6 protein-coding genes and 1 pseudogene are annotated in these 5,139 nt (G+C 68.2%); 4 read left to right on the top strand and 3 right to left on the bottom strand.

The genetic code is table 11. The annotated features are described in order from the left end of the window. Nucleotides 1-263, bottom strand: a pseudogene (locus RDU12_RS12050) (hypothetical protein); the annotation flags it as partial. Nucleotides 264-319: 56 nt separating this feature from the next. Here RDU12_RS12050 and RDU12_RS12045 point away from each other — a divergent pair. The 3 genes from RDU12_RS12045 to RDU12_RS12035 all read left to right on the top strand — a co-directional run bounded on the left by RDU12_RS12045 (nt 320) and on the right by RDU12_RS12035 (nt 2,863). After that, nucleotides 320-670, top strand: coding sequence for a DUF1491 family protein (locus tag RDU12_RS12045; protein ID WP_300291039.1), 351 nt, complete (start codon nt 320-322; stop codon nt 668-670). 118 nt (nt 671-788) lie between these two features. Beyond that, nucleotides 789-1,169, top strand: coding sequence for a hypothetical protein (locus RDU12_RS12040; protein ID WP_300291037.1), 381 nt, complete (start codon nt 789-791; stop codon nt 1,167-1,169). 65 nt (nt 1,170-1,234) lie between these two features. Then, nucleotides 1,235-2,863, top strand: coding sequence for a DUF1570 domain-containing protein (locus tag RDU12_RS12035; RefSeq protein WP_300291035.1), 1,629 nt, complete (start codon nt 1,235-1,237; stop codon nt 2,861-2,863). 12 nt (nt 2,864-2,875) lie between these two features. Here RDU12_RS12035 and RDU12_RS12030 read toward each other — a convergent pair whose 3' ends face one another. Then, nucleotides 2,876-3,007, bottom strand: a complete 132-nt coding sequence (locus RDU12_RS12030) for a hypothetical protein (RefSeq protein ID WP_300291033.1) — start codon at nt 3,005-3,007, stop codon at nt 2,876-2,878. 147 nt (nt 3,008-3,154) lie between these two features. Here RDU12_RS12030 and RDU12_RS12025 point away from each other — a divergent pair, with 147 nt between their 5' ends. Then, complete coding sequence (locus RDU12_RS12025) at nt 3,155-4,801, top strand: peptide chain release factor 3 (protein ID WP_300291031.1); 1,647 nt, start codon at nt 3,155-3,157, stop codon at nt 4,799-4,801. Here the strand turns inward: RDU12_RS12025 and RDU12_RS12020 are convergent. After that, the coding region (locus RDU12_RS12020) for a hypothetical protein (RefSeq protein ID WP_308684805.1) at nt 4,776-5,139 on the bottom strand (364 nt) is incomplete at its 5' end. The two genes, RDU12_RS12025 and RDU12_RS12020, sit on opposite strands and share 26 nt — an antisense overlap.

Genomic DNA, 5,139 nt, shown 5'->3' with positions numbered 1-5,139 from the left:
GTCCCCGGCGGCAGGGTAAAGGTGGCGTTTTGCAGCTGGACGGCCGCCGGCTTGCCGGTATTGTTCAGGGCGGACAGATTGGCCGCGGTCAGGGCGGCGTCAACGCGGTCGTCGAACAGGCCGCAACGGGCGTCGGCGGCCACCACGAAGGCGCGTTCATAGTAGGTGTCGGCGGGTCCCGCCCACGCCTGCGCCGGCGTCGCCAGCACGGCGGCGGCGAGGAGGACGGCTTTGGCGGCTGAGGCGTTCTGCCCTATCGTCATGCGCCGCACCCTACGCGCCACGCGTTCCGGTCCGGTTTCCGATCAGGGTTAGCAAATTGCTTCTTTCCACCGACCTCTGGGTCTCCGCCCTGATCCGCCGCGCCGAGCTGGCCGGGGCCTTCGCCACGGTGGCGCGCAAGGGCGACGCGCGGGCGGGGACCGTCATCGTCAAGGCCTTCGACACTTCGAACCGGCGCGCCAGACTCTATAGTGAGGCTTTCGGGCCCGACGGCGAGCGGCTGTGGATGCAGCCGATGGAAAGCGAGTTCGAGAGCGAGCTGGACGCCTACCTCCAGCGCCAGATCGGCTACGATCCCGATCTCTGGATCATAGAGATCGAGGACCGCGAGGGCCGGCATTTCATCACCGAGAAGGTGGCGGATCCCGAGATCAAACCGCGGGGTTAACGCCGCCGCCGCCAGTGCGAAATCCTTAACGACGTTCGGGAACGGAACCTCAAGCGTGGGCGCCTATGGTCATGTCTAACGGGTCGAAATGAGCCCGATGTGATGGTGGGTGAGCCGAATGCTCTTTCTTCTGAACGACGTTGTGTTCGACCTGGACGAGGCCTGCCCGGTCACGCCCGGCGACGCGCGCCGTTTCGAGAAGCTCGGCTTCGACTATGTGCTGGCCCTGGGCTGCGAGCTGTTCGCCGAGGACCCGCTGCTGCACCACAACGACCCGGAACGGGCGCGCCGGCTGGCGTGGCTGATCCACGACCGCTCGCCCGAGGTCAACGCCGCCCTGTTCGCCGCCCCGGCCGCCGGCTGCGACCCCGATCTGGTCGAGCCGCAGTTCTGCGCCCTGCCCGATCCGGTCATGCGCCAGCTGAAGACCCGCGCGGCGAAGGGCAAGCTCGACGCCGTCGCCGCCGACAAGGCCGTGTGGATGCGTCTGGCGGCGTAGGCCACGCTTGGCGGTCGCGCGAGGCCCCGTTAGGGTCGGCCCCTGAGCTGGGGAGCCGGGGGGCCATGACGATGCTGACGATCCTGAGAGTGACGGCGATGGCCGTGACGGCGCTGGCGATCGTCGCGCCCACACCCGCCTGGGCGCAATGGCTGAAGGCCGAAACCGACCATTTCATCATCTACGGGGACGAAAGCGAACGCGCGGTGCGCACCTATGCGGAGAAGGTCGAACGTTTCGATTTCTTCCTGCGGACCTATTACCCGATCCACGTCGATCACGAGATTCCGAAGCTGGAGATCTATCTGGCGGATGGACGGCGCGACATGCTCAGCGCCGAACCGGGCATCGGCGCCTCGGTCGGCGGCTTCTATTCGCCGAACAGCAGCCGCATCCACGCCGTGGTCAACACCGAGAGCCAGATGGGCGATCACGTGATATTCCACGAGTACGGCCATCATTTCATGTTCCAGATGGCCGGGGCCGCCTACCCGTCATGGTTCGTCGAGGGCTTTGCGGAGTACTACGCCACCTCGGACGTCCGGCCCGATCGCATCCAGTTCGGCCGACACAGCGAAGGCCGGATGCTGATGTTCGTCAAACAGCCGGTGAACAGCTGGGCGCCCATGGCCGACGTGCTGAAATGGCGGATATCGGACTCGGGCCGATACCGGGCGGGCGACTACTACGCCCAGGCCTGGGGACTGACCCATTATTTCATGAGCACCCCCGAACGCACGCAGATGCTGGGCCAGTATCTCGCGGCCGTCGCCGGTGGCGAGGATTCCGTCGTCGCCATGCAGGCGGCCACGGGCAGGACCCCCGAGCAGTTGCAGACCGACATGCGCCTCTACCTCGCCGGTTCGATCCAGTATCACACGCCCCAGATCGAGATTCCCACGCCCGAGGTCGAGGTTACCCGCCTGTCGCGGGCCGAAAGCGAACTGGCCTGGCTGGACCTGCGCCTGGACCGGGAGCCGGTGGAAGTGCAGCCGGTCGAACCCCGCGAAGGCGAGACCGACCGGGCCCGCGCGCGCCGCGAAGAAGCCATGCGCGAGGACGCCGAGGCAAGGGCCCAGCTCATCCAGGACGCCCTGGCCGCGGGGGAACGACACCGCGACGAGCGCATCGGCCTTCTGGTGAAGGCGCGGGGGCATCGGCTGGAGGGACGCTCCCAGGCAGGCTTCGAGGTGCTCGAGCCGGTGCTGACGGCCGATGAAAGCGATCCGGTGACCCTGCGCCTCGCGGCGGAACTTCTGCTGGACATGGCCAAGGCCGAAACCGATCCGGCCCAGGCGACCGGGCACCGCCGCGAAGGCGTCGCCTATCTGGCCCGCGCCCTCGACGCCGATCCCCTCGATTTCCGCATCTATCGGGCCCTCAACGACAGCCGGGCGGGCCAGCCCGGCTATCCCTCCGACAACGACATTTCGACCCTGGAGGTGGGCGCGAAGCTGGCGCCCCAGTCCTTCGACATGCGGATGCGGCTGGGTCGGGCCTATATGGCGCGCGGCCTGTATGCGGAAGCGATCGAGATCGCGCTGCCTGTGGCGAACAGTCCTCACGGCGGTTCATGGGCGAGGCGCGCGAAGACCCTGATCGCCTCCGCCCAGACGGCGATGGGCCAGACCGTTGATCCGGTCGAGGAGACCCCGTCCGAGGACGCCGAACCCGAAGCGACCGTGGCGGACTGAGCCGCCGGCCGCCTAGACCAGCTGGTTGAAGACCACGTGCACCACGGTCGCGAGCAGGATGATCAGGCCGAAGCCGACCATCAGGCTGACGGCGGGGTGAGGCCCGCCTTCGGGGCGTGGATCGACGGGATGGTCATGAGCCATGGCCGCTCCTTGCGTTTCCAAGGCGGCGCCCGATTGCGTGACCGGGTCGTCTCGCCGATACGGACGATGACTCCAAAAACCCTGCCTGACGAGGGGGTATTCGCCGGCGAGTGACTTTCTGTCGCGTCCGCGCTACCTCCCGCCGCCATGTCGAAACTCACCCTCCAGCAGGAGGCCCTGCGCCGCAGGACCTTCGCCATCATCGCGCACCCCGACGCCGGCAAGACCACGCTGACCGAGCACATCCTGCTGGCCGGTGGGGCCATCCGCGCGGCCGGCGCCGTGCGGGCGCGGGGCGAGAACCGGCGCACCCAGTCCGACTGGATGAAGATCGAGAAGGAGCGCGGCATCTCGGTCAGCGCCTCGGTCATGACGTTCGAGCACACCACCGCCGACGGTGAAGCAAAGATGTTCAACCTGCTCGACACGCCCGGGCACGAGGACTTCTCGGAAGACACCTACCGCACCCTGACCGCCGCCGACTGCGCCATCATGGTGCTGGACGCCGCCAAGGGCATCGAGCCGCAAACGCTGAAGCTGTTCGAGGTCTGCCGCCTGCGCGACATTCCGATCATCACCTTCATCAACAAGCTGGACCGCGAGGCCCAGGACCCCATGGCCCTGCTGGACGAGATCGCCTCGCGCCTCCAGCTGGACCCTGCCCCGATCTGGTGGCCGGCGCAGAGCGGCAATCGCCTGCGCGGCATGGTCGAGATGGGCACCGGCCGCTTCCAGCCCTACGCCCGCAAGCCCGCCGGTTCGGCCGAGGACGTGCCCCACCCCGAGGCCCTGCCGCTGGCCGACGCCGCGCAGTATTTCGAGGCCGGCGAGCACGAGGCCCTGCTGGAGGCCCAGGAACTGGTCGAGGGCGGCTATCCGGCCTTCGACCGCCAGTCCTTCCTCGAAGGCCATATGACGCCGGTGCTGTGGGGCTCGGCCCTGCGCCATTTCGGCATCGACGAACTGCTGGCCGCGATCGGGGCATGGGCGCCCCCTCCGAAAGTCATGAAGGCGCACAAGGCCGCCCCCGCCGGAACCCGCAACGCCGCCGAGCCCGTCGCGACGACCGTCGAGCCCGGCGCGCCCGAGGTCACCGGCTTCGTCTTCAAGGTCCAGGCCAATATGGACCCCAACCACCGCGACCGCATCGCCATGTTCCGCATGGCCTCGGGCAAGTTCCAGCGCGGCATGAAGCTGAAGGTCCAGAACACCGGCAAGCAGCTGTCGGTCAACGCGCCCATCATGTTCTTCGCCTCGGACCGCGAGCTGGCCGAGGACGCCTACGCCGGCGACGTCATCGGCATTCCCAACCACGGCGTCCTGCGCGTCGGCGACAGCCTGTCCGAGAGCGGCCTGATCCGCTTCGCCGGCCTGCCGAATTTCGCCCCTGAAATCCTGCAGCGCGTGCGGGTCAAGGATCCGCTCAAGGCCAAACACCTGAAGAAGGCGCTGGACGGCCTGGCCGAGGAGGGCGTGACCCAGCTGTTCCGCCCCGAAATGGGCAGCGACTTCATCGTCGGCGCGGTCGGCCAGCTGCAGTTCGAGGTCATGGCCGACCGTCTTGGCGAGGAATACGGGCTGGAGGTCATCTTCGAGCCCTCGCCCTTTTCGGAGGCCCGCTGGATCGGCGGGACCAGGGCCGACCTTGAGGACTTCATGGGCAAATACCGCGGCCAGATGGCCCGCGACATCGACGACGACCCGGTCTTCCTGGCCAAGTCGAGCTGGGAGACCGGCTATGTGATGGAGCGGTTCCCGCAGGTCGCCTTCACGAAGACGAAGGAACGGGGCTAGCCGCCCGCAGCGAATCCAGCAGCGCCAGGGCGGCCTCGGGAGAGCCGACCACCCGGTGCAGGCGCCCCTGGAACAGGCCGTCCATCACCCTGCACCACAGGGCGAGGTTCGGGTCGTGGCTGACGAAGATGGTCCAGCAGGGTCCGGGCGGCGCGGCGGCGAAGGCCTCGGCGACGGCGGCGATGTCGGCGTTGTCGACCTCGCCGCGATTCGCGCGCACGTCCTGGATCCAGTCCCAGCCGGCCAGTTCGGGCCGGGCGGCCGCGAGGTCGGCGATCCGGCGCGACACGGCCGCGCCCGTGGCCGCCTCGCCGATCCTCATGAAGACACGTCGCGCC

The sequence above is a fragment of the Brevundimonas sp. genome, from assembly GCF_031082345.1.
GTDB lineage: Bacteria > Pseudomonadota > Alphaproteobacteria > Caulobacterales > Caulobacteraceae > Brevundimonas.
This window is presented reverse-complemented; position numbering and strand designations above follow the sequence as displayed.

What these genes read in the sequence shown, in the direction of transcription:
- RDU12_RS12025 (WP_300291031.1), top strand. Translation starts at nt 3,155, where the DNA reads ATGTCGAAACTCACCCTCCAGCAGGAGGCCCTGCGCCGCAGGACCTTC.
- RDU12_RS12035 (WP_300291035.1), top strand. Translation starts at nt 1,235, where the DNA reads ATGACGATGCTGACGATCCTGAGAGTGACGGCGATGGCCGTGACGGCG.
- RDU12_RS12040 (WP_300291037.1), top strand. Translation starts at nt 789, where the DNA reads ATGCTCTTTCTTCTGAACGACGTTGTGTTCGACCTGGACGAGGCCTGC.
- RDU12_RS12030 (WP_300291033.1), bottom strand. Translation starts at nt 3,007, where the DNA reads ATGGCTCATGACCATCCCGTCGATCCACGCCCCGAAGGCGGGCCTCAC.